The following is a 26,972-nucleotide window of genomic DNA, read 5'->3' on the forward strand; positions in this document are numbered from 1 at the left end:
ATGGCGAATTTGTCAGAGAACCCACAATGGGTTGACGGCATTTACCAAATCGAAACGTCAGATCCGGTCGTAGGTGGACCGGATGGTGTTTCAAACCGACAGGCTAAAGAACTGGCCAGTCGTACCAGCTATTTGAAAAAAGAGCAGGAAAAAACAGGTAGCGATCTGGCGATACACGTCGCTGCTGCCGATCCGCATACACAATATGCGCCAAAGGCGAACCCAACCTTCACCGGCATGCCTAAAGCGCCAACACCTGCAACCGACAGCAATAGCCAGCAGGTTGCTACGACGGCATTTGTTAAGTCCGTTGTTGCAACACTCATTAATGGTGCGCCTGCGGCATTGGACACATTGCAGGAATTGGCGAAATCATTGGGTAATGATCCCAATTTCTCGGCAACGGTGTTGAATGCTATCGCTGATGTAAAAGCAGAGGCTACGAATAAGCTGAATGCTCACAATATAGCGGCTGATCCACATACGCAATATGCACCAAAAGCGAGCCCAGTACTGACGGGTAAGCCGACGGCCCCAACGGCTGCGCAAGCATCTAATGATACGCAGATAGCGACAACGGCATTTGTTAAAGCGGCTGTTGCCGCATTGGTGAATGGTTCACCTGCGGCGCTGGATACGTTGCAGGAATTGGCCAATGCGTTGGGGAATGATCCACAATTCTCAACGACGGTATTGAATGCATTAGCTGGAAAGCTGGCAAAAAATCAGAGCGGTGCAGATATTGCAGATAAGAATCTGTTTGTTAAAAACGTTGGAGCGGCACGAGCTTTTAATGGTGCGATAAACATTGGTGGAGATAGTGGCGCGTGGAAAACATCTGACTTTATTGCGTGGTTGAAAAGCCAAGGTGCGTTTAATCATCCATCTTGGGTATGCAAAGGTACTTGGAGTTACGCAAATAATAAGATTATTACCGATACGGGCGTCGGTAATATTCAGTTGGCTGGCGCGGTCATTGAAGTGTTTGGTCTGGAAAGTGCGATGACCATTCGCATTACCACGCCTTCTACAGTGACTGCTGCCGGAGCGCTACCCAATGCGCAGTTTACCTATATTAATCATGGTGATGGTTATTTTCCAGGCTGGCGAAGGGATTATAACACGCGGAATCTGCCTACAGCGGTGGATGTGGGTGCACTACCTGCCAGTGGTACCGCTCAGGCTGCGATAAAATTAGCAACACCTCGTACTATCAACGGCGTGCCGTTTGACGGGACTGCGAATATTGCGCTAACTCCTGCAAACCTCGGTTTGGGTGAGGCGGCAAAACGAGGTGTGGGAACAGCAGCAACGAACGTACCGGATATTTCAACAGCGGATAGCCGCTATATGATCAAAGAAGCTGGTGTGAATTACGTTCGACAAGGCGTAACAGGGGTTATTTCTAAAGGTGAAGATCTTGCATGGAACAAGCCGACTGGGGCTTATTTAAAATCTAATGAAGGGGACTCATCTCTTATTTGGCACATTGGTTTAAATACCGGTTCTGCATCGGCAGCTCAATTTCATTTCAACTATGCAAATGGAGGATTGAGGTATCGAAGTTCTCGTGATTCTCAAGGCTTTGAAAAACCGTGGGCACGTATTTATAGCGATCAAGATAAGCCCAGTGCTGCTGATGTTGGGGCATTATCTGCTAACGGCACAGCTGTAGCTGCAACTAAGCTTGCGGTAGCGAGAAAAATTAATGGCGTGGTTTTTGACGGCACTGCTGATATTAACATTGCTTCCAGATGGAATAAGGTGGCAAGTGGGTCGGTAAGTTACCCTCTTGTTAATTCACAAACAAAATCTTTTGTTGGGACAATTGATACTGGTGTTGCAACGACATCATGGGTGCACGATTCAAAAAAATATGCTGTGGTACTTTCATCGAAAGGTGTTGAAGTTAGAACGAATAATCCAGCCAACTGTAGTTGGGGGGCAAGTGGAGAGCTTCGGTCTATAACCAGATTTAATGGTCATTCAACAATACTTATTGATGTCTTTACTTACGGACAAAATCTACAGTCAGGTGCTATTTCTACATGGGAATTATGGGAGATCATTTCATGAGCAATGAAGAAGAAAATATTGAGAATATTTTTATTTACTCTGAAAGTGAAAAATTATTTTACATAGGTGGAAATCCTGTTTTTTATCCTGAGGATGTAATAACCGTATCGGAGAAGGAGATGTTAGATATTGTTGAGAGAAACCATAATAAAGAAGAAAAATAGAAAATAAACTTCCACAAGAAATAAGACCAAACTTATATTTTCATTATTTTATTAATGGCATGTCAGGAAAAATTTTTCTTGGCGAACTAATGTCAACTCGACTGAGCTGCAAGCGGTGTTTTTTCCACGTTTTCAGCTCATTTTTTCTTTTTCAGTTGCCAAAGTTAGGGCGTAGCGTGCGTGATTTGATTGAACTGGTATCCGCATTGCAGGCGAAAGGAATTCATTTCCGCAGCCTGACAGACAGCATTGACACCTCGACGCCCGCTGGTCGCTTTTTCTTTCATGTAATGAGCGCGTTGGCGGAAATGGAGCGTGAGCTAATTGTTGAGCGCAAACGACTGATGACGCCAGATGTGCTTTGTCGTGCCGAAGCGATGTTGGCGACAGGGGCTACGCGCTTTCAGGTGGCAAATGTCGTCGGCGTATCGGAAAAAACCATCTATAAGTATTTCCCCGTGGGGGAGAAAGACAGTGTTCCTGTCATTGATTAAAAAGTGGGGTGATAGCAATTTCCTCTGCGCCAGAGTGACCAGAACCTCACCAAACATGTTATTTTCATTGATAAGTTCTTTACTGTGTCGCCGTAAATGAGAGGCCAGCATGGATTACACCAAAATTATCAAAGAAGTTGGGCGCGGGAAAAATCATGCGCGTGATATCGATCAGGCAACGGCTTATGAACTGTATAGCGCAATGCTGCGCGGTGACGTGCCAGATTTGGAGCTCGGTGGGCTGCTGGTTGCATTTCGCATCAAAGGAGAGTCCGAGGCCGAAATGCTGGGCTTTTACCAGGCGATGGACGAGCATGTGCTACGCTTGAATCCGCCTGCGGGCTTTCCTATGCCTATCGTTGTCCCTAGCTATAACGGTGCGCGGAGGCAGGCTAGCCTGACGCCGCTGCTGGTGCTACTGCTGGCAAAACTGGGTTTTCCAGTGGTCGTGCATGGCGTGAGTGACGATCCGACTCGTGTTACCAGCGCGGAGATTTTACGTCATCTTGGCATGACGATTGCGGAGAACGCCGGGCAGGCTCAACAGGAGCTTGATAAGGGGAGTCCGGTATTTATTCCCGTCTCTGTGCTGTGTCCAGCTATCGATCGCCAGCTACAGTTACGCTGGCGTATGGGGGTGCGTAACAGTAGCCATACGCTAGCCAAGGTGGCGACGCCGTTTGGGGAAAGCGAGGCGCTGCGCGTTGCTAGCGTTTCCCACCCTGAATATGTTTCCCGCGTGGGGACATTTTTTAACGATATCAACGGGCGCGCACTTCTGATGCACGGCACGGAAGGGGAGGTTTATGCCAATCCGCAGCGTTGCCCGGAAATCCATTTTATTCATCAGCAACATACTAAAGTGTTGCAACTGCGTCAGGAGATCAGCGTCGCGCCCGATGCTCTGCCTATTGCGAAGGATGCTGCAACCACGGCGCGCTGGACAGTGCAATGCCTAACGGGCGAAATTGCCATCCCACAGGCGATTCGTCTGCAACTGGCGTGCTGTTTGGTTGCTGCTGGCGAAGCAGCGACCATGGAACAAGCGGTCGCAACGATTAAGAAACGCCTTGGCTGATCGGTTTGCCGGAGCGGAATCGGGCGCGAATTACCGCGCCACTTCACGCAGCCTGGCGGCTGTCATTTGGAGAGAGAAGGAATAGCATGCAACAGGTAGCGGACTATTTTAACGCCTTGAATCGCGACTATCTTGCGGTTCATCAGGCGAAAGAAGAGCTGTTTTGGCAACTGTATATGGGAACGGGCAACGATGAGGTGTCTGAGCATTTCTCCGCCGCAGAAAGTGCGTATAAGCGCTTTATTTCACAGCCGCAGCGTCTGGCTGAATTGAGAGTTCATCTTGCCACGTTGGAAAATAGCCCGCGCGATGAACAACAGCAGGCGTTGTTACACGGTTTACAAGGTTGGTATCGGTTTTTCGACTGTAACGTGATTGAAGATCCGCAGACTCAGGCGTTGATGGACGAGATTATTGCCGCTGAAAGTGTGTTATACGCCAAGCGCAAATCCTATGAGATGACGCATCTGGATGCCAAGGGTGAGCGCGTGCCAGCCTCGCTTGGGGAACTGCTGACCAATCAGGCGACCAATGATACGGAAGCCTATCGTCACAGTTCTCAGCAGGCGCTGCGTTCCCTCGAACAGTGGCTGTTGCAGAACGGTTTCCCTGAGCTGGTTTCACTGCGTAACCGCTTCGCCCGTCAGATGGGCTACCGGAACTATTTTGACTATAAGGTCAATAAGACAGAGCGGATGACGCCGGAGCAACTGTTTGCCATCCTCGATCCTTTTGAAGAGCAGACTCGCGAAGCGAATGCCCGTAGCCTAAAGAATCTGGCGGGTGAAAAGGGTGAGGATGCGCTGCAACCGTGGAATATTCGCTATGCCAGCTCAGGGGATGTAACGCGCCAACTCGATCCTTATTTCCCTTTCTCTGCGTCACTGGAACGTTGGATCAACAGCTTTAAACGCTTGAACATCGGGTTTAATGGGGCGGAAATGCAGCTTGATTTGCTGGTGCGTAAAGGCAAATACGAGAATGGCTTTATGCACGGTCCGGTGCCGCCATTTGTGCAGGACGGAAAATGGACTCCTGCACGGATTAATTTCACTAGTTTGGCAAAGCCAGATCAAATCGGTAGCGGCGCCAGCGGTATTAATACGTTGTTCCATGAAGGCGGACATGCCGCGCATTTTGCCAATATTAAGCAAAATGCCCCCTGTTTTTCACAGGAGTTTCCACCAACGTCGATGGCCTACGCTGAAACACAGTCCATGTTCTGCGACAGCCTGTTGGGTGATGCCGACTGGCTAAAACGCTATGCAAAGAATGCGCAGGGAGAGACGATTCCTGACGAGTTGATCCGTGCGGATATCAGCACACAGCAACCGATGCGCGCCTTCAATGAGCGACACATTCTGTTGGTGCCGTATTTTGAGTGGCAGCTCTATTCGTGGGATGACGAGGCGCGTACGCCGGAAGCGATGACCAAACTGGCACGCGACACCGAACTGCGTATTCTGGGTATCAACTGTAGCCCGCGGCCGACGTTAGCGATCCCGCATTTGTTGTCTATGGAGTCAGCGTGCTCTTACCAAGGCTATCTGCTGGCGCTGATGGCGGTAGAACAGACGCGGAACTACTTCCTGCAACGCGACGGCTATTTGACGGACAACTCCGCTATCGGGCCGGATTTGGCGCAGCACTATTGGTTGCCGGGTAATAGCGTGAGCCATGATGATACGCTGCGTAGCCTGACGGGTGAGGGGTTTAATCCCGCTTATCTGGCGCAGGCCTGCAATCTGACGGTCGATGAAGCCTGGCAACAGGCGCAGGGGACGATGGCGCAGGCCGCTCGTCGTCCTCAGCCAGCCGCAGATTTCGATCTGTCTGCCTGTATTCGAGTCGTCGATGGTAGCCGTGTGCTGGCGGATAACGTACAGGGCGACGAGAAGATGTGTCAGGATTTTGCTGCGTTTATTGAACGGGAATATCCGCGTTTACAGGGATAAGGCTGAAAAGAAGCAAGGGGGCGAAAGCCCCCTTGTTGATCAAGATACGTGTTGCAGGAATTCACGCAGTCGGTCGCTGGGCGGATTCGTAATCAATGTTTCCGGGTCGCCATCTTCTGCGATACGGCCTTTATCAATAAAGATCAGGCGTGAAGCCACCTTATGAGCAAAGCCCACTTCATGGGTGACGATCACCATCGTCATGCCTTCCTCGGCCAGATCTTTCATTACGGTCAGCACTTCATGACGCAACTCTGGATCGAGTGCAGACGTCGGCTCATCAAACAGCATCAGTTTCGGTTTGACGGCCAGCGCACGGGCGATTGCCACACGCTGCTGTTGTCCACCGGAAAGCTCGGAAGGGTAGTGATGCGCGCGTTCTGATAGACCTACTTTCGCCAGTAATTCCAGCGCCAGTTTCTCAGCCTCAGCTTTACTTGCGCCACGCACTCGGATCGGACCGAACGCGACATTTTCCAACGCGGTAAGATGCGGGAACAGATAAAACTGCTGGAACACCATCCCGGCTTCCTGACGGATCAAACGCTCATCAACGCGAGGATCGTTCACTTTAAGGCCGTCAACAATCAATTCACCGCTGGTAATCTCTTCCAGCTTATTGATACAGCGCAGCAGCGTGGATTTACCCGAACCCGAGGGCCCGATGATAACCACAACTTCACCCTGATTGATGGTGAGATCGATATCGTGTAAGACCTGTGTCTTGCCAAAGTGTTTGGATACGTTTTTAAATTCAATCATATAATCTTAAGTCTTCTTTCCAGACGACGCAGAATAAAGCTGAGGACCAGCGTGATACACAGGTAAATAATGGCAACCGCAGTCCAGATTTCCAGCGCCCGGAAGTTGCCCGCGATGATTTCCTGGCCTGAACGCGTGAGTTCAGCCACGCCAATAACAATAAACAGTGACGTGTCTTTAATGCTGATAATCCACTGATTACCGAGCGGCGGCAGCATACGGCGTAGCGCGAGTGGGGCAATGACATGCCGTAACGTTGCGCGGCGAGACAGCCCAAGCGCTAAACCCGCTTCACGGAAGCCGTTATGAATTGATAATACCGAACCGCGGGTAATTTCTGCGATATACGCACCGGAGTTAATCATGATGGTCACTACGGCGGCGGCGAAAGGGTCAATTCGCACGGACGTGAAGATCATCGGTAAGGCGAAGTAAATAAACATCACCTGTACAACAATCGGGGTACCGCGGATTATTTCAATAAAAACGAGCGAAATGCGGCTGGAAAACCAGCCGCCGTAGGCGCGGGCAAAACCCGCGACCACGCCAATCACCAGGCCGCCAAGCAGACCCAGAACAGAAATCAACAGCGTCATTTTTGCCCCTTCCATCAGGAGGGGCAGAGAAGGCCAAATGGCACTCCAGTCAAACTGCATGGAATATCTCCAGATTAAATCGGCAATTACTTAGGTTCTACGCCAAACCACTTCTTGTAGATCTCAGCATAAGTGCCGTTTTCACGCAGTGTTTTCAGGGCGCCGTTCACTTTTTCACGCAGCTCGTTGCTGCCTTTCGGGAACGCGATGCCGTATTGTTGGGCTTTAATCGAATCACCTACCGCTTTAAACTGGCCGTTGCCTGCGGTTTTGATGAAGTAGAGAATGTTTGGCGTATCGTGCAGCACAGCGTCAGCACGGTTGGTGCCCAATTCCATATAAGCGTTGTCGATGTTAGGGAACTGACGCAGATCTTTGGTTTTGATATTGGCTTTTGCGTAATCAACGGAACCTGTGCCGCTCTTCACCGCAACCACTTTACCGGCCAAGTCCTGCTCACCTTTGATATCGTTGTTGTCCGCTTTAACCATCACCAGCAGGCCGCTGTTGTAATAACCGTCAGAGAAATCGATTGCTTTTTGACGCTCTTCGGTAATGGTAATGCCTGCGAGCGCCAGATCGATGTTACGCGTTTGCAGAGCAGGAATAATACCGCCGAAGTCCATTGGCTTCAGGGTGTACTTCAGGTTGAGCTGTTTAGCGATAGCATCCCAGAGGTCAATGTCAAAACCGACGTATTTGTCGCCTTGTTTGAATTCAAAGGGGACGAAAGCGGTGTCTGTTGCGACAATCAATTCTTTCTCAGCGGCATAGCTGGATACGCTCATCATCAGCGTCAATGCAGCCAAAGAGGCCTTAAGTAGTGATTTCATCAAATCCTTCCTATTTAGCAGTTGTGGGAGCTTTTTGTTTTACAGGCGTTTTAAGCATAGTACGAAAGTGGCACCCGTTAGAACATTAGGTCAATTATCATGCGTTGTGCTTAACCTGTTGTTTTTATTTTATTACCTTGCAGGCGGTGAAATTTTCATCTCCGATTCGCTTGGGCAAGGCGCTGTTATGATTAACTGATTTATACGAGGGAAACAACCGTTGATTGGCGTTCTGGTCAATTAATGGAGGCAAAAGCTAATTTTTTGAGCGTCTTAACGGATAAAATGCGTAGTTTGTGCGGATTACATGACAAAAGAGGGAGCTAGAATAGATTGAGCTGGCAGTAAAAAGGCTGCCTTAGCAGCCTTGAGAACGTTTGCGGGACGATAGCGCAAATTATTCAATATTTGATTCAATAAACCACAGAAACTGATCCAGATCGCGTGATGCAGCGGTCAGAATGTCCGCAGAGGCCTCATCTTCCGTTTTACCAATAGCACGACGAACATTGTTCGCGACAATGGCATAACGCTCGGCCAGCGCTTTTAGATGATCCTGAACGCTATGGATATTAGTCGGGTAGCTCTTCAGCGAAGTTTGTTTACCGACAATTTGCACAGTACCCAATGCGACACCGCCTATCTGCACGACGCGTTCGGCGATGGTATCCTGATGGTCAATAATTGAGGTGCGGAAGCCGTCCAGCATTTCATGAACGGCGATAAAGTTTGCACCGCGCATGTTCCAGTGTGCCTGTTTGGTAATCAACGACAGGTCGATAAAATCAACAACCAGTTGGTTTAACAGTGCGATCGTCGAGGTTTTCACGCTATCGTCCAAATCATTGCGAGTGTAAAGCAGTTCGGACGGTGCTGATTTCACGAGTTTGGCGGTAGACATAATAGTTATCCTCTCTTTAATTATTCATAGTCTTACTGTTTAACGTGATTAATTATAACAGCGATAAAAATTAATATTGAAAAGAATTGCCTATCAAATGAATAGCCATAGCATAGCGATACTATGGTTATTTGTAGTCAGGATTTATCTGATACCAATAATGTGTAAATGGCGAGGGATGGAAATATTTTATATTGTCCTTGCAACACAATTGCATATATTGATAAATATCATTACTTCTGAAGTGAAAATAGTTATTATTCTATTTTTTTTCTTAAGGCATATAATGTGTTATTAAAGGCGTCATGAAAAATGAGAATCAATCTTATTGGTACTAGCGGAAGTGGAAAATCTACGCTCGCTCGTCGTTTGTCTGAGCAGTTGGATGTACCCTACGTTGAAATGGATGCGTTGTTTTGGTTGAGCAACTGGCAAGGAAGAACAGATGCCGACTTTTTTCAACGGCTTGAAAGCGCACTGGCGCCAGACAGCTGGGTACTGGATGGCAACTATAACCGAACGCGAGATATTAAATGGCGCAATGTTGATGCCGTGATTTGGGTCGATTACGGTTTTACCCGCACGCTTTTTCAAGCGGTGCGGCGTGCTTATCTTCGGGCATGGCGCAAAGAGGAGCTCTGGGGCGGAACGGGCAATAAAGAGTCCTTTATTCGCAGTTTCTTTAGCCGGGATTCGATTATCCTCTGGACAATAAAAACCTATTCAAGAAACCGAAAACGCTATCTGGCGGATTTAGCTGACCCTCGCTATCGCCATATCCGTTTTATTGTTCTGCGTTCACCTCAGGAATGTGAGACGTTTCTGCAACATTTTCCCAAGGAAATAAGTACGCATTCTGTTTAAGCTTTCTCTGCTTTTCGTACCTCTGCTGATTTTATTGTCAACGTTGCGCCTAGTGATGCGATGATAATAAATATCAGCGCCATCCACTGTATCAATGAGAGATGTTCGCCGAGGAAGAGTATCCCAGATAAGGCGGCAATCGCGGGCTCCATACTCATTAGAGTGCTGAACGTTCTGGCGGGTAGGCGCGTTAACGCCACCATTTCCAGAGAATAGGGCAGCGCAGTGGACAGAATAGCGACGGCAATGCCGAGTGGGAGTATCGTGAGCGAAAACAGTGTGCTTTCCGCATAATAGGCACCGATAGGGCAAAAGATAAGTGCAGCAATACAGGAGCCAATAGCGACAGTGCCCGGCCCGTGATTTGCCCCTGCTTTTTGCCCAAATAGGATATAGAACGCCCAGCAGGCGCCTGCACCGATGGCGTAGGCGGCACCTGTTAAATCAACATTTCCGATATTGTGACCCAGCGGTAATAAAAACCACAGCCCTGCAACGGCAAGACAGACCCATAGAAAATCAATCGGCCGGCGTGATGCTAACATAGCAACGGCAAGTGGGCCGGTGAACTCCAGCGCGACAGCAATGCCAAGCGGCACCGTTTGCAACGAGAGATAAAATAGAAAATTCATACCGCCCAGCGTAATGCCATAAATCAACAGCGGCAGACGGTTACTACTGAAGCGCATACGCCATGGTTTAAAAATGATGCACAGAATGATCGTCCCAATTCCCAGACGTAACGCCGTGACGCCAGTGGCACCGATGAGCGGAAACAGATTTTTGGCCAGAGCGGCTCCGCTTTGGATCGATAACATCGAGATAATGATGAGCAATACAGGGATGAATGATGATGAACGATGGGGAAATAAGGTCATTCTTTTGGCCTTAAAAGCAGGTATAACATTCTGTTGCTATCATATCCAATTGTAAACAATTTGTCTGGTATGAATTGACTTTTATTGACCTTTATTTACGCATCATTTAACTGGTTTTTTTTCATTCAATACAATTAGCATACAAACTGAGCGGGAAATTAAGAATTGTCTGTTTTACTAGCCTGTGGTGAATTTATTTTTAATCTAACTGTCACAATGAAAAGTTCAATATAATTAGTGTGATAGCTTCTGTTTGACAATATTTGTTACATCTAAAGCCTAATTGATAAATATTTATAGGGCGGCAAGCACCGCACTTCTTTGTTATATTTACTGCGTTAGTTAGTCTTTCATAAAATGAATTTGAGGCTGTAAATATGAAAAAAATCGCGTGTCTTTCCGCTCTGGCTTGTGTATTAGCCGTTGGCGCAGGTTCTGCATTTGCTGGTCAAAGTACCGTAACTGCTGGTTATGCTCAAGGTGATGCTCAGGGCGTACAAAATAAAGTTAAAGGCTTTAACCTGAAATATCGTTATGAGCAAGATAATAACCCACTGGGCGTTATTAGCTCATTCACCTACCTGGAAAAAAATGGTAGCGATGGCAGTGACTACAACAAAGGCCAATACATGGGCTTCACTGCTGGTCCTGCTTATCGTCTGAATGACTGGGCAAGCCTGTACGGTGTTGTTGGTTTGAGCCACGGCAAAGTAACGAATAACGCTACTAACGGCCTGGGCAATAGCAGCAATGACGATTACGGCTTCACCTACGGTGCTGGTGTTCAGTTCAACCCAATCCAAGACGTTGCTCTGGATGTTGGCTACGAACAAAGCCGTATCCGCAATGTTGACGTTGGTGCTTGGGCTGTTGGCGTAGGTTACCGCTTCTAATCTAACCCTGTAGGGTTTTTACCCTCAGTGTTGGTGTTAGCTGTGTCAAAAGAATCCGCTCTTTTTAGGGCGGATTTTTTTATGATTTTTGTTTAAACCCGTGCGAGTTTTGTCAGTAGCTTTCCTACCGATCACTATTCACTTGCCCATATTGATCGCATGTAGTGCTCATCTGTTAGATGATTTTATCTTGACGTTAAGATTCTTTGTGTGAAGATAATGATCATCAGTCAGCAGTGATTTATTCAATCTATTGAGGTTATACATGGTAGTGACATCGACAGCCCGCGCGCGGGCTTTTCTTTTCTTCACAATTATCCTGTTGGGATTGAATTTACGCCCTGTTCTGGCAGGGATTGGCCCGTTGCTGAATCAGATTCAGGCTGCAACGGGTCTGGATGACAGCATGGCCGGGATGTTAACTACGCTCCCGGTGTTCGCTATGGGCTGGTGCGCGTTGTATGGCGGGCAATTACAGGCGCGTCTCGGCGAGTATAGAGGGATTACGCTGGGTATCGTGGTCATTGCCCTGGCGTGTAGCGCTCGCTGGTGGCTCAATAGTGGTATCGCTCTGTTGGTTAGTGCTGCGTGTGCTGGAATCGGGATTGCCTTAATTCAGGCGCTGGTGCCGTCGTTTATCAAGCTCCATTTCGGTCGTCATAGCAGCCTTCTTATGGGTTTTTATACCACGGCGATTATGACCGGTGCGGCATTTGCGGCGTCATCGGTTTCTCCACTGGCAAATGCGTGGGGTTGGCAAAGTGCGTTGGCCTGCTGGGGTGTTGTTGCGCTGGTTGCGACGGTGGCCTGGAAATGTATTCCTAAAGCGTATACCACGAAGCAGGATGCCGTGAGCGTTTTAGCCACGCACCGAAGCGGAATGGACTGGCTGCTGATGGTATTCTTCGGTATTGGGACGGGAGCGTATACTTTGGTGCTGGCGTGGCTGCCGCCGTATTACATGCAACTAGGAGTCAATGCGACGCAAAGTGGCCTGATGTTAGGCGGATTAACGATGACGGAAGTGATTTCCGGTCTGCTGGTATCAACGTTTATTAATCGTTTTCCCGATCGACGTAAGCTACTGCTCCCTATTTTGGCTGTAATGCTGGTGGGGATGGTCGGGTTGATTGTCGCCCCGCTGACGCTCACGTACCCCATCATTATCATGTTGGGGATTGGGATTGGTGCGCTTTTCCCACTGTCACTCATCGTGGCATTGGATCAGGTGACGGAACCGCATAAAACCGGTTCACTGATGGGGTTTGTGCAGGGCGGTGGCTATATCCTCGCCAGTTTAATGCCGCTGCTCGCCGGGTTTATACGTCAGCATACGGCGGGTCTGGAACAAGCCTGGATGATTATGACGGTTGGTGTGGTCATACTGATTATCATGGCGACCCGCTTTGCTCCGCTTAAAAACTCAGGTCGCTAAGTACGTTACTTTGTTGTACGCGAGCGGATTTCCCCGCTCGCTGTCATGAGTCTGCCGGGGAGCGATAGCGCCATAGCCAGCGGCCACTCATTAGCCGGCGATAATAGAAGAACCCACGTACAATCCAGTCAAAGAACATCCCCATCCACACGCCGATCACGCCAAAGCCGAGCATTACGCCGAGTATATATCCCGCGATGACTCGACATCCCCACATGCCTGCCATTGCTACCCACATGGTGTAGCTGGCATCTTTTGCGCCTTTTAGCCCGGCAGGTAATACCCACGATGCCGCCCAGATTGGCATAAACAGCGCGTTGAGCCACAGGAGGTGTTTTGCCACTTCGATCACTTCCGGCTCATTGGTATAAAACGACGCCAAGAAGCTGGCGCTGGGGACCGACAGTACGGCAAGAACACATAGCCCAATATTGGATAACCAGAAAATATGTTTTAGCTGGCGGGTAGACTGCATGATCTGGCCTTTTCCCAGCCGCGTACCAACGATGATCGTGGCAGCGGCGCCGAGCGAATTACCGGGCAGGTTAATCAACGTCGAGATGGAGAAAGCAATAAAGTTTCCGGCAATGACTTCGGTTCCCATGCCTGCTACAAAGCGCTGTGTGATCAATTTGCCGATGTTAAACATCACGGATTCGATGCTGGCTGGAATCCCGATACTGAGCACTTCATAGAGAATCGACACGGTAAAAGGTGCAAAATAAGACCTGAAGGGAATGCGCAACGCACCGTTAAAGCCGTGCATCAGCGTCAGAATCACGAGTATCGCCCCGATATAGCGTGAAATGGTAATCCCGATGCCTGCACCGATAAAACCGAGGCCATCCCAGGAGAATGCGCCGTAAATCAGCAGACTACTGATGGCAATATTAAGAATATTCATCCCAATATTAATGACCATCGGCAACTTGGTATTGCCCGCGCCACGGAGCGCGCCGCAGCCGACTAGCGCGACAGCGACGGCGGGATATCCCCACACTGTCCAGCGAAGGAACGTGAGGGCCAGTGCTTTAACCTGTTCATCGGCTTGCCCAGCAATCAAGTCGATAATCGTGGAACCGGCGAATTCAACCAGCGCGACCAACAGAAATGATGAAAGAACCAGCAATGACATCGATTGGCGAGCGGCTGAGCGTGCTTGCTTTCTATTGCGCTGTCCCAGGCTGAAAGCGACAACAACGGCGGTCCCCAACGCGACGGCGGTAAAGAAGGCGATGATGACCATATTGAAGCTGTCAGCCAGACCGACGGCCGCCATGGCTTCTTTCCCCAGCCAACTGACCAGGAACGTACTGAAAACCCCCATCAACACGACGCAGAGACCTTCAATAAAAATGGGGAAGGCGAGCGGTGAAATTTCTCTCCAGAAGAGAACGCGGTTGGAGTAACGCTTTTTATACCAGTCTGTATCTTTTAATTTTTTCATGAAACGGTCTTGGAGATATCTCAAGTTTCCCAGTCAGCAAGGTAAACAAAGCCATAGAATGGCTCGCAAATAGCACCATTTTTGTACGGCGCATTTCTCTATTTTGTGCGATCGCGGCAGCATGGCTGTTTTTAAAATAGCGTTTCTATTTACAGAGTATCAGCCGCCAAATCGATGTCCAGCCTGGATTGCTTTCCCAGCATGGAAAGTTGTTGCACGTGCCCATTATTTAATTTAGAGTTTACTTAATTAGTTTTATCTAAACTAAAGGTGAGACGCAGATCATCAGCGATATCGCCTTCCTTGTCGGCTTAACGCCACGTTGAACGGTTGCATTATGACGGGTTTCAGCAGCTCAAAAGAGGATCACGATCATGCCAACGCCACTTGCTATCTCACCCATCCAGGCCCGCAAATTGTTAGATGAAGGGGCGATACTCATTGATATTCGCCAGCCGGAAGAGTACGCCCGCGAGCACATCGCACAGGCGAGGTTACATCCGCTGAATTCCTCTACCGGGGATGTTCTTCCTGATAATGACAGAGAAGGAAGGGTTGTTATTTTCCATTGTTTGTCTGGAATGCGTTCAGAACAGAATGCTGAGATTCTTATGCAGTCCGTGTTCCCGGCGACGGCTTTTTTACTCAATGGTGGAATGACTGCATGGAAAAAGGCGGGTTTTCCAACAGAAATCAATGATAAACAGCCGATTGAACTCATGAGGCAGGTTCAAATCGCCGCTGGCGTACTGATTCTGAGTGGTGTATTACTGGGTTACAGCGTAAACAGTGCTTTCTTTCTGCTCTCTGGATTTGTGGGGGCGGGGTTGCTGTTTGCAGGAGTTACTGGCTTTTGCGGTATGGCAAAGTTGTTAATGAAAATGCCGTGGAACCGAGCAGCCAAACGCTGATTTGCCGGGATAGTAAGCGGAGTGTTAACTAACGACGTTAAAGAATAGGGGCAGTAATATGGATATGAAGAACATTCCGTTTGGTACAACTGATTGGTCACAAATAGAACCGACTGAGCATAAGGGAGAGTCGGGGATCGCATATTGGCGGACACAGCATTTTGATAATATCCGCGTCCGTATTGTCGAATACACGCCCGGCTATCTGGCCGATCACTGGTGCTCAAAAGGACATGTCCTGCTTTGCCTTGAAGGCGAACTTCATACGGAATTAGATGATGGTCGTGTTTTTGTTCTCAAACCTGGAATGAGCTATCAGGTCGCAGATAACGCGGAAGCGCATCGTTCCTACACCGAAACTGGCGCTAAGCTGTTCGTTGTGGATTGATGTCATGGGCTACGTGGTGCTGCGCAGAGAGATTGTGCTGTTGTTTCATCATTCAATCGAACTAGCATGATGCACAACGTGGCGAAATAATTCAGTGGACTGACTCGTGGAGTGCTTTGATTGCTGGCGGAATTTGTGAAAGAACGGCATATCACGGCGTACTGAAGTCAGTTAGCGATGCCGAAATCTTGCTTATGAATAATGGAGCAGGATTTCGGCACAGGAACAGTCTTAATTATTTCACATTTTGAGCTGTTTCACCGTGGCATCTACATCTATCTCATCTTCCGAGAAGATTAACGTCGTTCCCTGGAAAGTGGTGATCGCCAGTTTTTTTAGCGAGCGCATTTCACCAGGTTTAGCGCTTGATTTCGGTCTGATGCTATTCATCAGTACTCCCACAGACAGCACCACATTGTCTTTATCAATACGGGTATCGGCAGGCACTTCTTCGCTGTAAACCACGAAAGACTTAAGCGACGTGAGCTTTAAACGCTCGCCCGCGATATAGATGTATTTACTTTCCGGCACAACTTTCACAGCATACGCTGATAGGCCCTTGTTATTCGTGGTGGGCTCGAAGGTCACCGCCGCATCTTTTTTAATCAGATCAGGGTTGGCGACTTTAATCACATGAAAATAACGGTTATCACCGTTTTCATCTTTGATAAATCCAAAACCTTTATCTTTAAACCAGGTTGTGATCGTTCCGTTCATCGCCATTGCCGCCTACTTAATCGTTTATCTACTCAATTTTTACAGCGCGCAGTGTAAAACACATTTCCTGCGCAGACTACGCCTTTGATTTAAGTCTGGACGATAAATTTCTGATAGGCGAGGGGATGGTGACGATATAAGCGATGGAGAGTAAAACGCTGCATTCAACAGTGGCGGAAACGCTAACCGTGCTGGTGACTAGCTAGGATAACCCTGCGCTTTTCATTGGCTGACGAAACATAACATCTGAATGAAAAGCCCTGAGGGACTTTCCATTCCTAAGTATTTGTAAGACGTTGATTACCACATTAAATCATCGGGCACTTTAAAATCGGCATAGGGATCTTCTTCGTCTTGTTCTTCCTGACTAAGCGCACTATTCAATACAATGCTGTCTGCATCTCGTTGCATAATTTTATCGGCTACAATCGCGGGGATAATAGCGTATTCACTTTCACCACTGCTATCGAGAACCAAACGTGCGATGGCGAGACGACCGCTAATCAACTGAGCTTGAGTCAGCTTATCCACATCTATTTTTTTAATTAAATTATTATCTGTGAAATTAAAGCCAATATCGCCTTTTGACATGATGATTCTATTCATTTCAATAAGCTGCTTAACCTGAGCTTTATACTCTTTAGATAACGTCGCTTGTTTTTGTTGTTCGCTTAGCTGTTTATCACGCTCAAGTTGTGCTTTTTTATTTTCTTCTACAGCCTCTCTTGCCTCACGAGCCTGAACTCGTGATTTTTTAGCTGTTCTTTGGACTTTGGCCATTTTTTTGCTGGTGACTAATCCAGCTTTTAGCATCTGCTCTTGTAAGGTGAGTTTTGTCATCTTCGTTTCTAAACCAGTTGAATAATGAGTGGGATTATACCTGTAATTTTTGAGGCTGTACCAGATGGCAGGAACTGATGAGCGTATTGCTTGAGTTTGGTGGGGGCTATCAGCGGTTGGCGTGAACTGACTTCAGGATGGGATACAACATTCAGCGTTGGGCACTATCCGTCCGTGAGCAGTGCCTGGATTTTGGGGGCTACAGGTAAGATACGATCAGAACATCGCTACGTTGTACTCTTTTAAAAACTACTCATTGCCCCATTGATTCAGAAACATCGCTATCTCATCAATACGTCGCCCGTCGATGCCAGCTTCACTGGCCATCTCTCTCTGAGCATCCTCGCTGATTTCTTCGTTATTCATTAAGCGGGTGATCAGCAACTGGAAATAGCGTGCCAGAGATTCACGTTCTGACTCGCTCACTGGCTCCGCAGATTCTGTCGAATATTCATCCGCGATGTCATAATATTTAAGTGGTATTTCATTGTTCATCAGTAGTCCTCGGGGTTAACGCCTATGCCATTTGCGGTCAGCATTGTCTGGTCTTGATAATATCATTCTTATTCCATGAGAGTAATTCCAGTGGCGCGAATTGCCTACTGTCGCCAGCCAAAGAAAAGAATGCCCAGTAGTTACTGTTCTACCGTATTGGTGTTGCCAACGGGCTGCTTCATGTGTAGTGGTTTAATGAATTTGGCCACCTGATAAGAGGTGATATTCTTCATCTCATAACAACACAGGTGACACAATGAGAAGACGTTTCAGCCCCGAATTTAAGCGTGAATCTGCTCAGTTGGTTCTCGACCAAAATTACACTGTTATTGACGCCGCCAATGCCATGAATGTTGGCCTGTCGACTATGACGCGCTGGGTCAGACAGTTACGAGAAGAACGGCAAGGTAAATCACCAAAAGCGTCACCCATTACACCTGAACAGATTGAGATACGTGAGTTAAAGAAAAAACTACAACGTATTGAAATGGAAAACGAAATATTAAAAAAGGCTACCGCGCTCTTGATGTCAGACTCCCTGAACAATTCTCGTTAATCGGGAAACTCAAGACGCGTTATCCCGTGGCAACACTTTGTCATGTGTTCGGGGTTCATCGCAGCAGTTACAAATACTGGAAAGCACGACCAATCGAACCGGATGCCCACCGGATACATTGTCGCAGTCTGGTTCAGGAACTGCACTGCGCCAGCCATGGCTCCGCAGGAGCAAGAAGTATCGCAACCATGGCTACACTTAAGGGCTTCCGAATGGGACGCTGGCTGGCTCGTCAGTTGATGAAAGAGTTGGGACTTGTCAGTTGCCAGCAACCCGCGCACAGGTATAAGCGAGGAGGTCAGGAGCATGTTGCCGTCCCAAATTATCTTGATCGTCAGTTCGCAGTGACAGAACCCAATCAGGTATGGTGCGGCGATGTGACCTATATCTGGACAGGCAAGCGTTGGGCTTACCTTGCTGTTGTTCTCGATCTGTTTGCCAGAAAGCCGGTGGGTTGGGCAATGTCATTCTCACCCGACAGTAAGCTCACGTCTAAGGCACTCGATATGGCTTGGGAAACCCGAGACAAACCTGCGGGTGTCATGTTCCATAGTGATCAGGGTAGTCATTATACAAGCAGGCAGTTCCGGCAGTTGCTGTGGCGCTATCGGATCAAACAGAGCATGAGCCGACGCGGGAACTGCTGGGATAACAGTCCGATGGAACGGTTCTTTAGAAGCCTGAAAAATGAGTGGATACCCGTAATGGGCTATATGAACTTCAGCGAAGCCGCTCACGCTATCACGGACTACATCGTGGGATATTACAGCTCACTCAGGCCGCATGACTATAACGGTGGGTTGCCCCCAAACGAATCGGAAAACCGATACTGGAAAAACTCTAACACGGTGGCCAGTTTTTGTTGACCACTACATCTCAAGCCTGCCAGCGGCATGAGTGGGCTCTAACGCTCCAATAAATCGTTGAGCCGTGATGTTAGCAATAGGCATAGAGCCAATGTGTGGGAACACATACTTGCTCATGGATCGCCAGATATCGTTCAACGTATGTGTTGCCAAACCTGCTGATTCTTTAGTTTTAAACCATTCGGCAGCAACTTTTTCAAATGTGTTTTCTGTAGCATTTTTTTTCCGTGATTGCTCTGCTTGCTTATGCTCCTGCGGATCAACGTCTTTGCTAAGAAGCAGTCGTGCATCTTCGCGGAGCTTACGCGCTTCGGCAAGAGATACCGAAGGGTAAGAGCCAAGGCTAATCATTGCACGTTTGCGAGTGAAGGGTTTGTAGTAGCGAAAACGCCAGAGTTTTGAACCGCTCGGAGTGACCTGTAATTCTAAACCGTCTCCATCGTAGAGGGTGATGGCACGGTCAGTTGCCTTGGCGCTTTTGACCTCAGTATTGTTCAGGGGCTTTGTCTGACGTGCCATATCGCTCTCCAATCAAATCCGCAAAGCTGTTTAGGCATAGAGTTTAGGCTACATGTTGCGTCGTATGCCTATATCTATGCCTAAAAAGTGTGGATTATCAAATGCTTATCAACCTACTGGACTTCAGTAGACAAAACGTTGGGGGAAATTTGGTCGGCACGAGAGGATTTGAACCTCCGACCCCCGACACCCCATGACGGTGCGCTACCAGGCTGCGCTACGTGCCGATGCTATGGGCATTTATACTACATTTTCCTGACTTTATTGCAATAGTCAGATGGAACGACTGCTTTAGATTTAAGCAGTTAGTTAGCAATAAAGCGCCTTTCGTTCGTTAGTACCTGCAAGAGCAGAGCAAGCTGCGGTTTTTCATCATTCAGCCGATTTCCCGCCATGTCGTAAGCCCGGTAGTTGCCGTTGCTTTCCAACACGATGATCTGTTCCGGCGTCGTGATCAGTAGCGTGCCGCCGTTGCCGTTAATCAACCACGGATAGCGTCGTTGGGCAGAAAATAGGTCTTCGCCTTGTGAATAATCATCCGTGTTGTTTTTAACATGGAGTAGACGCTGCATGAGCGTAGTCATGACGTCTTTGTTGTCCGTCATTTTCGTAATGGTCTGCGCAGGCGTATTCGGCCAGTGAACAATAAGCGGCGTTTGCCATTGTGTACGTGCGAAACGGGTTGCGTTGCTGGTATTGGCATTCTGGTTTTGTGCGGTTGTCACGATGATGACGGTGTTATCCAGAATGTTCTTTTCCTGCAAAGTGCGAATGATTTGACCAATCTGACGGTCAACATCCTGAATATTTATCCGGTTGCTTGGATCTACATCTTTGCTGGAAGCGTGTTGTGGGACGCTGCTCAACTCAACATAAGAGAACCACGGTGCTGGATTATTATCGAGATTGAGCCATTCTTGCCATTGCGTGATGATGGCGTCGCCACTTTGTTGCTGTGGCGCGGGCAAGGAGAAATCAGAAAGCAGCGCTTGGCGATAGAGCGGGCTGTTGAAGCCGTTCGATGAAAATAGCCCAAACTGATAGCCCTGCTGGCTTAATGCAGCGATTAACGCGGAAGGTTTCCGAGCACTCAGGACGCCATCCATATAGGTCGTTGAAAGGCCGTAAAATAGATTAAACAAGGCGGCATCTGGTTGAGAACCTGAATCATAATGATCGCTGAAGCGCACATTTTCTGAGGCGAAACGCGACAGGTTCGGCATACGGCTTTGTATCGCGTCAGGCTGCGTATCGTCGATCATCACCATCAGCAGGTTATAGCCACTGCCGCTATCGCGGAAGGTGATGCTATTGAGTGGATACTCGACCGTTATCGCCTCAGGATTACCCTGCTGTGACAGTCGACGCTGGTATTCCTGCGCATCCAACAGGCCATGTTTTTCCAGAAACCGTCGTGCCGTCATCGGATAAGATAGCGGTAGATTGGCGCGCTGCATGGTAATCGGGCGATAGAAATTTGCGTCGGCCCAGATATACATCAGGTGCGACGCGAAGAACGCCGAGATGAAAACGCCCGCCAGCGGCTTGCCAAAATGACGGCGATTCAGACTGCGTAATTTTTGCCAACACCAGGTGCCAAATAGCATCTCTGCCATGAAGATCAATGGAATGCCGATAAACATCCACTGCCAGTCGCGTGCAATTTCCCCCTGTCCTGGGTTGACGACGAGTTCCCAAACGGTGCTGTTAAGATGCAGATGAAAACGGGTAAAAACCTCAACATCGACTAACAGTATTGTTAGCCCAGCCGTTGCCAGCGCCGCAGACAGGAACCGCAGCAGGCGCTGCGACATCACAATAAACGTGAGCGGGAAGATGATCAGCAGATAGGCGGCAAAGACGATAAAACTAAAATGACCGAGCCAGCTAACCAGCGCATAAATTCGGCCGAACAGGGAGATCGGCCAATCGGCAACAAACAGGTAGCGGCTACCCAGCCCCAAGGTGAGCAAAATGTTGAATAAGGCGAACCAGTGTCCCCAACTGATCATCTGGGAGACTTTTTCGCGGTAGCGCTGACGGTTGGTTACCATACGTTGGTCAAAACTTAGTGAGCTTTATCGGCTTTTTTAATCGAAGCCTGTAGGGCTTCAGCGAAAGAACGCGCCAGAACCTGACGTTGCGCTGGCGCGATGCTGGTGTTAATCAGGTTCGTCACCATGTTACCGAGCACCATCAAAGCAAGATCGGTCGGGGCGTGGTGCTTTTCCAGAACATTGACCATCTCAGAGAGCAGTTGTTCAACGTGTTCGTCACTATAACGGGATGATTGTGGCATAAAATGGCGTATCTCAAGCAGGTAAAGTCGCTTATCTTACCGTATAGGCTTATGCTTTTCCGCACTTTTATCATTAATGCATTTTTATCACTGACGTGATTCCACCAATAACAACGAGTGTAGACGCTTAGCGCGTACAGATGTGACGGCAGCTTTATGTATTGCGGCCTGCTCGTATCAATGTTTGAATACGCGCCTTGCTAAAAGGAGAGTTTATCATGAGTCTGGATATCGCCCAGATTGCCCTGCATCAACTAATTAAACGCGACGAACAAACGCTGGAAATGGTGTTGCGTGATTCCCTGCTGTCGACTAACGCGGCAGTCGAAGAAATGATGGCGGAACTGCATCGTGTTTACAGCGCCAAGAGTAAGGCCTACGGGCTGTTTAATGAGCAGAGCGAGCTGGCGGATGCGCTTCGCGCTTGTCGCAAAGGGGATGAGGACTTTTTGAGCTTCTCACGCGCTGCGACAGGGCGGTTGCGTGACGAACTGGCGAAGTATCCGTTTGCTGAAGGCGGTATCGTGCTGTTCTGTCAGTATCGTTATCTGGCGGTCGAATATTTATTGATATCGGTGCTTAATAGCTGCAACAGCATGCGGGTTAATGAACAGTTGGATATCAGTACCACGCATTATCTGGATATCAATCATGCTGATATCGTTGCGCGTATCGATTTGACAGAATGGGAAACCAATCCAGAATCGACACGCTATTTGACGTTCCTCAAAGGTCGCGTTGGGCGCAAAGTATCTGACTTCTTCATGGATTTTCTGGCCGCGTCAGAAGGGCTGGACACCAAAGCACAAAACCGTGGCTTGCTGAAAGCAGTGGATGAGTATTGTGAAGAAGCCCAGTTAGATAAAAACGAGCGCCAGAATTATCGACAGCAGGTGTATAGCTACTGCAATGAACAGTTACAGTCCGGCGAGGAGATCGAGCTGGCGTCGCTGTCGCAGGAATTGCCACCGCTGGGTGAGAAAACCTTTCAGCAGTTTTCAGCCGATCAGGGGTATGAGTTGGAAGAGAGCTTCCCTGCCGATCGTGGAACGCTGCGCCAATTGACTAAATTTGCGGGCAGCGGCGGCGGTATTAGCCTGAATTTTGATGCGTTACTACTCGGCGAGCGGATTTTCTGGGACCCCGCGACGGATACGTTGACGATTAAAGGCACACCGCCGAATCTGCGCGATCAATTACAGCGCCGAACGAGTGGCGGTAAGTCGTAGAAATAGCGTCAAAAGACGGCGCTGCCCCTTTCTTATCGTCATAAGAAAGGGGCAGCAACGGATAACAATAACAGTTAGAAATATTTCAGCCAGCGGATGTCTCTGCGACGGGCTTTCAAGCGTGCAAACGCCCGAACGGGTGAAAACAGCACGGCCATCAACAGCAGAGTACACGCCCACAGTTGCCAGACGGCGGAAAAGCCGAACCACGCCCCCTGATTTTTCCCCCAGATTGCTAACGCGGTTAAATACATACCTTTTAAAACATACAGATGCAGTAGGTAGAAAAACATCGGCGCCGCGCCGAAGCTTGCTAACATAACAAGCCAACGCTTTTGCTGCTGACGTTCAAACACCGCAAGCAGGCACAATCCAATAGCGAGCGTCAGGCAGAGGAACAGCAGCGACGGTGGATATTTCGTGATGTTGAAATAGCTCATCAGTGTCTGCGCGATGGTTTCACCCTGTTGCCAAGGTTTATCGCCGTACAGATTGATGCTGCGCAGCACGAAGAACAGCGTTAGTGTGATGCCTGCCAGAACGAGCAGGGCTTTTTGGCGCTGAAGCGGAAAGACATCTTTCCGGTATAGCGCGCCAGCCGCGTAGCCAAGCGAAATGACGCCAATCCAGGGGAGTATTGGATATGAGGTTCGCATACGCAATGTTTCGCCGATTTCTATCCAACCGCGATCGTGCAGAATCGCCCAGGGAATTGACCACATGGAGCCTGCGGAAGCATGCAAAGGGTCAAGTAGGTTATGTCCGCCCACGATAACGATGCCGAGCATGAAAACCAGCCCGGCAGGTAACCAAATCAGCGCGCTGAGGGCAAGCATGCTCATGCCAATGGCCCAGATAACCTGTAAGTAGATAACCTGTGGCGGGAATTGAAACGTCCATGCGAAATTGATTAGCGTGATCTCAAGAACAATCAGAATTAAGCCGCGCTGGAACAGAAAGAGGGCCGTTTGCCGACGATCTTGTCCTTTCTGATGATAAAGCGCCGCTGAAAGGCCAGTTAAAAAGACAAACACGGGGGCGCATAGGTGAGCCAGCGTGCGGTTGATAAATAGCATGGGATCGGTGCTGGTGACATCAATAGGGTCGGCGAGCTGGAGGTGCAGATAAAAGGTTTCCCGCACATGGTCTAGTAGCATGAGTACCATCACCAGACCGCGCAGGGCATCGATAGCGATAAGCCGCTGAGATATCTCTCGAGACATGTTCACATTCCTTTGTGAATGAATAAATTTTTATAAAAAAAACGCCGCATAAGCGGCGTTCTTCTTTTTCCGGCGTCCCGGAAAACGACTTCAGCGCAAACTAAACGCGAACGAAGTCGATATGAGTCAGTTTAGGCTTGTAAACGTGACGTTGTACAGCCTGAACTTTAACTTGCACTTCTTTGCCATCGATAGACAGGATCAGTGTTTCACCGTAGAAGCCATCTTTAACTTCTTGGTTTTTCACTGAGTCGTGATCCAGTTCGATAGATACTGGTGCTTCTGAACCACCGTAAACGATGGCTGGGAATTTACCAGCGGAACGCAGGCGGCGGCTCGCACCCTTACCCTGACCTTGACGTGCTTCTGCTTTGATAGTAATCATTTTCTTCTCTACTTATATAAAGTAATCCTGCTACAGGCGACCCAGCAGCAGGTTGGGGTATTCAGCTTCTGCGAACAAAAGCGGGCTAAATTCTAGCGGAATATGGCTTCGTGGGCAAATGAATCCCAACATTACTCGTCATACTTCAAGTTTCATGTGCGTTGGCAGCATTACTCGGCACACTGGCGTGTACCTCGCCCCGTTGGGGCCGCTGCAAGCAGCGTTCAAACTTGCCTCTGGCAGGTTTGTCAGTCACCCGAATCACTTACCTGAGTAAGCTCATTGGGATTAAATGAGAGACATCCTGTCTCTCACTGGAGGCCAGCCGTTGGCTGGTCAAATTCGTTCCCGACGAATTTGTCCCTCACTTGCCGCCTGCCTGAAACTCGAATTATTTAGAGTATACATTAGCCGCGGAGTTCGTTGGCGCGGCGAAAGCGCCCCTGATAATCAAAGATCTTTTCGCGTATTTGCCAGAATTTTCCGTTTTTACGCGCGACGACAAAGTCGGGCGCACGTAATAATTTCTGTTGTGCAACGACGTCAGCGGCATTTTGCCAGCTAAACGGCGTTCCCGGTGCGCGTTGGTGAACGCGTAAGAACTGTTGCAGGAAAACGTGGCGTTGCGCGGTAGAATGCAGACGAAAACGTTCGCTCACTTCCGCACCGTCCTCATCGTGGTAGAGGATTTTCAGCCATTCTCCTTTTGCGTCTTGTCCCTGTTCAAAACTCATGCCACTACAGCGCAAAACCAGCGCATCTTTCAGCTTCAGCGCCGCTTTCAGCATGTCGTCGGGATCGACTAACACCTCGTCACACTGGTGACAGCGCCGCGCCGCGATATCATTCTCCGCTCCGCAGTGCGGACAAACTTTAAACCGAAACCGAAAATCACACTGTTGGCGTTGGCCACTTTCTGCTATTTCCCAACCCTGACAGCGGCGGCCATAGTGTTCGATGATATCGCCATCGGGAGTGGTTTTTCCCCAGAACAGATTGGCAAAACCACATTCAGGGCAGAAAACTTGCACTGGCTGGCTGCCAGCATGCGGTTTGCTGTTGCCGACTTCTGGCGTATAGAGATCGTGCGGGTTACCCGCGTAATCCAGTATCAGGCAGTCCGTTTTTCCCGGATATAAACGTAAACCACGCCCGACGATTTGCTGATACAGGCTGACGGATTCTGTTGGCCGAAGGATAGCAATAAGGTCGACATGCGGGGCGTCAAACCCGGTCGTTAGCACCGCCACGTTGACCAGATAGCGCAGCGACTGCTGTTTAAAGGCATCAATCAGCGCATCTCGCTCGGCCGCTGGGGTATCGGCGCTAACCAGTGCAGCCTGTCCGGCCGGTAGCAAGGTCGTAATTTCTTTGGCATGTTCGACGGTGGACGCAAAAATCATCACGCCGCGCCGCGTTTGCGCATAATCGATGACCTGGCTGATGATGTGTGGCGTAATGCGCTGCTGACGTTTGAGTTCGAGGTTCAGGTCGGCTTCGCTGAATATCCCGCTGCTGCGGGCGACGAGCTTACTGAAATCATATTGCACCACTGGCATATCCAGTCGATCAGGCGGCACCAGAAAGCCATGCTTGATCATATAACGCAGCGGCAGCTCATAGATGCAGTCGCGGAACAAACTGCGTTCGTCGCCACGGATCATGCCGTGATAGTGATACTGATATATCCAGCCTTTGCCAAGCCGATAGGGCGTCGCCGTTAAGCCGAGCAATCGCAGCTGTGGGTTAGTCTTTTGCAGATGCTGGATGATTTGTTGATATTGGCTGTTATCGTCGTCGCTGATGCGGTGGCATTCATCAATGATCAACAGTGAGAACGCATTATCAAACTGGTTGAGATTACGGGCAACGGACTGCACGCTGCCAAAGACCACTTTTCCCTGACTCTCTCGCTGTTGCAGCCCTGCCGCGAAGATATCCGCTTCCAAATCCCAGGCGCAGTATTTAGCGTGATTTTGCGCCACCAGTTCTTTAACGTGTGCGAGCACCAAAACACGGCCGCGTGCAAGCCGTGCCAGTTCGGCGATGACCAGGCTCTTCCCTGCGCCAGTAGGCAAAACGATAACAGCCGGTTGGGTATGGCGGCGAAAATAGTCGAGCGTGGCGGAAACAGCCTCACGCTGGTAAGGCCGTAGTGTAAATGACAT

At 49.0% G+C, this 26,972-nt stretch carries 26 protein-coding genes, 1 tRNA gene and 1 pseudogene; 12 read left to right on the forward strand and 16 right to left on the reverse strand.

Going from position 1 to position 26,972, the window contains the following annotated elements; genetic code table 11:
- From E2566_RS21840 to E2566_RS08605, 5 genes and pseudogenes are all read left to right on the forward strand, one after another.
- A complete protein-coding gene (locus tag E2566_RS21840; RefSeq protein ID WP_233671785.1) occupies window positions 1–2,076 on the forward strand; it encodes a hypothetical protein in 2,076 nt (691 codons plus the stop codon).
- Entirely contained in the window at window positions 2,073–2,240 is a 168-nt protein-coding gene (locus E2566_RS08590; protein WP_165800623.1) for a hypothetical protein, read from the forward strand. Before E2566_RS21840 ends, E2566_RS08590 begins: the two co-directional genes overlap by 4 nt.
- Before the next feature lie 146 nt (window positions 2,241–2,386).
- Window positions 2,387–2,734 (forward strand): annotated as a pseudogene (locus tag E2566_RS08595) (recombinase family protein); the annotation flags it as partial.
- A gap of 109 nt (window positions 2,735–2,843) precedes the next feature.
- Entirely contained in the window at window positions 2,844–3,812 is a 969-nt protein-coding gene (ybiB, locus tag E2566_RS08600) for a DNA-binding protein YbiB (RefSeq protein ID WP_107167967.1), read from the forward strand.
- 86 nt (window positions 3,813–3,898) lie between these two features.
- Window positions 3,899–5,767 (forward strand): M3 family metallopeptidase, encoded by a 1,869-nt coding sequence (locus E2566_RS08605; RefSeq protein ID WP_107167968.1) that lies wholly within the window; start codon window positions 3,899–3,901, stop codon window positions 5,765–5,767.
- 39 nt (window positions 5,768–5,806) lie between these two features.
- Here E2566_RS08605 and glnQ read toward each other — a convergent pair whose 3' ends face one another.
- The 4 genes from glnQ to dps form a co-directional block, all read right to left on the reverse strand.
- Window positions 5,807–6,529, reverse strand: a complete 723-nt coding sequence (gene glnQ / locus E2566_RS08610) for a glutamine ABC transporter ATP-binding protein GlnQ (RefSeq protein WP_107167969.1) — start codon at window positions 6,527–6,529, stop codon at window positions 5,807–5,809.
- Window positions 6,526–7,185 (reverse strand): glutamine ABC transporter permease GlnP, encoded by a 660-nt coding sequence (gene glnP, locus E2566_RS08615; protein ID WP_107167970.1) that lies wholly within the window; start codon window positions 7,183–7,185, stop codon window positions 6,526–6,528. Before glnP ends, glnQ begins: the two co-directional genes overlap by 4 nt.
- A 26-nt stretch (window positions 7,186–7,211) precedes the next feature.
- Entirely contained in the window at window positions 7,212–7,958 is a 747-nt protein-coding gene (glnH, locus tag E2566_RS08620) for a glutamine ABC transporter substrate-binding protein GlnH (protein WP_107167971.1), read from the reverse strand.
- Window positions 7,959–8,355: 397 nt separating this feature from the next.
- The gene (dps, locus tag E2566_RS08625) at window positions 8,356–8,859 is read right to left on the reverse strand and encodes a DNA starvation/stationary phase protection protein Dps (RefSeq protein ID WP_107167972.1); all 504 of its coding nucleotides are present in this window, start codon (window positions 8,857–8,859) and stop codon (window positions 8,356–8,358) included.
- A gap of 312 nt (window positions 8,860–9,171) precedes the next feature.
- Here dps and E2566_RS08630 point away from each other — a divergent pair, with 312 nt between their 5' ends.
- On the forward strand, window positions 9,172–9,723 hold the full coding sequence (locus E2566_RS08630) for an AAA family ATPase (RefSeq protein ID WP_107167973.1): 552 nt from the start codon (window positions 9,172–9,174) through the stop codon (window positions 9,721–9,723).
- On the opposite strand, the gene rhtA is transcribed toward E2566_RS08630, so the two are convergent.
- Window positions 9,720–10,601, reverse strand: coding sequence for a threonine/homoserine exporter RhtA (gene rhtA / locus E2566_RS08635; RefSeq protein WP_107167974.1), 882 nt, complete (start codon window positions 10,599–10,601; stop codon window positions 9,720–9,722). The two genes, E2566_RS08630 and rhtA, sit on opposite strands and share 4 nt — an antisense overlap.
- Before the next feature lie 377 nt (window positions 10,602–10,978).
- Here rhtA and ompX point away from each other — a divergent pair, with 377 nt between their 5' ends.
- Together ompX and E2566_RS08645 are read left to right on the forward strand one after the other, a co-directional pair.
- Window positions 10,979–11,494 (forward strand): outer membrane protein OmpX, encoded by a 516-nt coding sequence (gene ompX / locus E2566_RS08640; RefSeq protein WP_107167975.1) that lies wholly within the window; start codon window positions 10,979–10,981, stop codon window positions 11,492–11,494.
- A 265-nt stretch (window positions 11,495–11,759) separates the two neighbouring features.
- A complete protein-coding gene (locus tag E2566_RS08645; RefSeq protein WP_107167976.1) occupies window positions 11,760–12,929 on the forward strand; it encodes an MFS transporter in 1,170 nt (389 codons plus the stop codon).
- Between the two features lie 43 nt (window positions 12,930–12,972).
- Here E2566_RS08645 and E2566_RS08650 read toward each other — a convergent pair whose 3' ends face one another.
- The gene (locus tag E2566_RS08650) at window positions 12,973–14,376 is read right to left on the reverse strand and encodes an EmmdR/YeeO family multidrug/toxin efflux MATE transporter (protein WP_107167977.1); all 1,404 of its coding nucleotides are present in this window, start codon (window positions 14,374–14,376) and stop codon (window positions 12,973–12,975) included.
- A gap of 374 nt (window positions 14,377–14,750) precedes the next feature.
- Between E2566_RS08650 and E2566_RS08655 the strand changes: the two genes are divergently transcribed.
- Both E2566_RS08655 and E2566_RS08660 read left to right on the forward strand, forming a co-directional pair.
- Window positions 14,751–15,287: a rhodanese family protein gene (locus E2566_RS08655; RefSeq protein ID WP_107167978.1), complete on the forward strand. Its 537-nt coding sequence runs from the start codon at window positions 14,751–14,753 to the stop codon at window positions 15,285–15,287.
- A gap of 58 nt (window positions 15,288–15,345) precedes the next feature.
- Window positions 15,346–15,675, forward strand: a complete 330-nt coding sequence (locus E2566_RS08660) for a DHCW motif cupin fold protein (protein WP_107167979.1) — start codon at window positions 15,346–15,348, stop codon at window positions 15,673–15,675.
- A gap of 240 nt (window positions 15,676–15,915) precedes the next feature.
- On the opposite strand, the gene E2566_RS08665 is transcribed toward E2566_RS08660, so the two are convergent.
- From E2566_RS08665 to E2566_RS08675, 3 genes are all read right to left on the reverse strand, one after another.
- A complete protein-coding gene (locus E2566_RS08665) occupies window positions 15,916–16,398 on the reverse strand; it encodes a cold-shock protein (protein WP_107167980.1) in 483 nt (160 codons plus the stop codon).
- A 294-nt stretch (window positions 16,399–16,692) separates the two neighbouring features.
- The gene (locus tag E2566_RS08670) at window positions 16,693–17,232 is read right to left on the reverse strand and encodes a DUF2058 domain-containing protein (RefSeq protein ID WP_107167981.1); all 540 of its coding nucleotides are present in this window, start codon (window positions 17,230–17,232) and stop codon (window positions 16,693–16,695) included.
- Between the two features lie 249 nt (window positions 17,233–17,481).
- Window positions 17,482–17,727: a YmjA family protein gene (locus E2566_RS08675; RefSeq protein WP_107167982.1), complete on the reverse strand. Its 246-nt coding sequence runs from the start codon at window positions 17,725–17,727 to the stop codon at window positions 17,482–17,484.
- A gap of 256 nt (window positions 17,728–17,983) precedes the next feature.
- Here E2566_RS08675 and E2566_RS08680 point away from each other — a divergent pair.
- Window positions 17,984–19,149, forward strand: a protein-coding gene (locus tag E2566_RS08680; RefSeq protein WP_107171070.1) for an IS3 family transposase whose coding sequence is annotated in 2 segments (ribosomal slippage) — window positions 17,984–18,230 and window positions 18,230–19,149 — 1,167 coding nt in all. Because the reading frame shifts where the segments join, the coding sequence is not laid out codon by codon here.
- 3 nt (window positions 19,150–19,152) lie between these two features.
- On the opposite strand, the gene E2566_RS08685 is transcribed toward E2566_RS08680, so the two are convergent.
- The 4 genes from E2566_RS08685 to E2566_RS08700 form a co-directional block, all read right to left on the reverse strand.
- Complete coding sequence (locus E2566_RS08685) at window positions 19,153–19,668, reverse strand: integrase arm-type DNA-binding domain-containing protein (protein WP_107170054.1); 516 nt, start codon at window positions 19,666–19,668, stop codon at window positions 19,153–19,155.
- A gap of 150 nt (window positions 19,669–19,818) precedes the next feature.
- Window positions 19,819–19,895, reverse strand: a tRNA-Pro gene (locus tag E2566_RS08690).
- A 78-nt stretch (window positions 19,896–19,973) separates the two neighbouring features.
- Window positions 19,974–21,722, reverse strand: a complete 1,749-nt coding sequence (gene yejM / locus E2566_RS08695) for an LPS biosynthesis-modulating metalloenzyme YejM (protein ID WP_107170055.1) — start codon at window positions 21,720–21,722, stop codon at window positions 19,974–19,976.
- Window positions 21,723–21,736: 14 nt separating this feature from the next.
- Complete coding sequence (locus E2566_RS08700; protein ID WP_005967239.1) at window positions 21,737–21,967, reverse strand: YejL family protein; 231 nt, start codon at window positions 21,965–21,967, stop codon at window positions 21,737–21,739.
- 218 nt (window positions 21,968–22,185) lie between these two features.
- Here E2566_RS08700 and yejK point away from each other — a divergent pair, with 218 nt between their 5' ends.
- Window positions 22,186–23,196: a nucleoid-associated protein YejK gene (gene yejK, locus E2566_RS08705; protein WP_107170056.1), complete on the forward strand. Its 1,011-nt coding sequence runs from the start codon at window positions 22,186–22,188 to the stop codon at window positions 23,194–23,196.
- A gap of 74 nt (window positions 23,197–23,270) precedes the next feature.
- On the opposite strand, the gene E2566_RS08710 is transcribed toward yejK, so the two are convergent.
- The 3 genes from E2566_RS08710 to radD all read right to left on the reverse strand — a co-directional run bounded on the left by E2566_RS08710 (window position 23,271) and on the right by radD (window position 26,972).
- The gene (locus E2566_RS08710; RefSeq protein ID WP_107170057.1) at window positions 23,271–24,419 is read right to left on the reverse strand and encodes an acetyltransferase domain-containing protein; all 1,149 of its coding nucleotides are present in this window, start codon (window positions 24,417–24,419) and stop codon (window positions 23,271–23,273) included.
- Between the two features lie 100 nt (window positions 24,420–24,519).
- Window positions 24,520–24,804: a 50S ribosomal protein L25 gene (gene rplY / locus E2566_RS08715; RefSeq protein WP_005967246.1), complete on the reverse strand. Its 285-nt coding sequence runs from the start codon at window positions 24,802–24,804 to the stop codon at window positions 24,520–24,522.
- Window positions 24,805–25,211: 407 nt separating this feature from the next.
- A complete protein-coding gene (radD, locus tag E2566_RS08720) occupies window positions 25,212–26,972 on the reverse strand; it encodes a DNA repair helicase RadD (protein WP_107170058.1) in 1,761 nt (586 codons plus the stop codon).

This window comes from Pectobacterium punjabense (assembly GCF_012427845.1).
Classification (GTDB): domain Bacteria; phylum Pseudomonadota; class Gammaproteobacteria; order Enterobacterales; family Enterobacteriaceae; genus Pectobacterium; species Pectobacterium punjabense.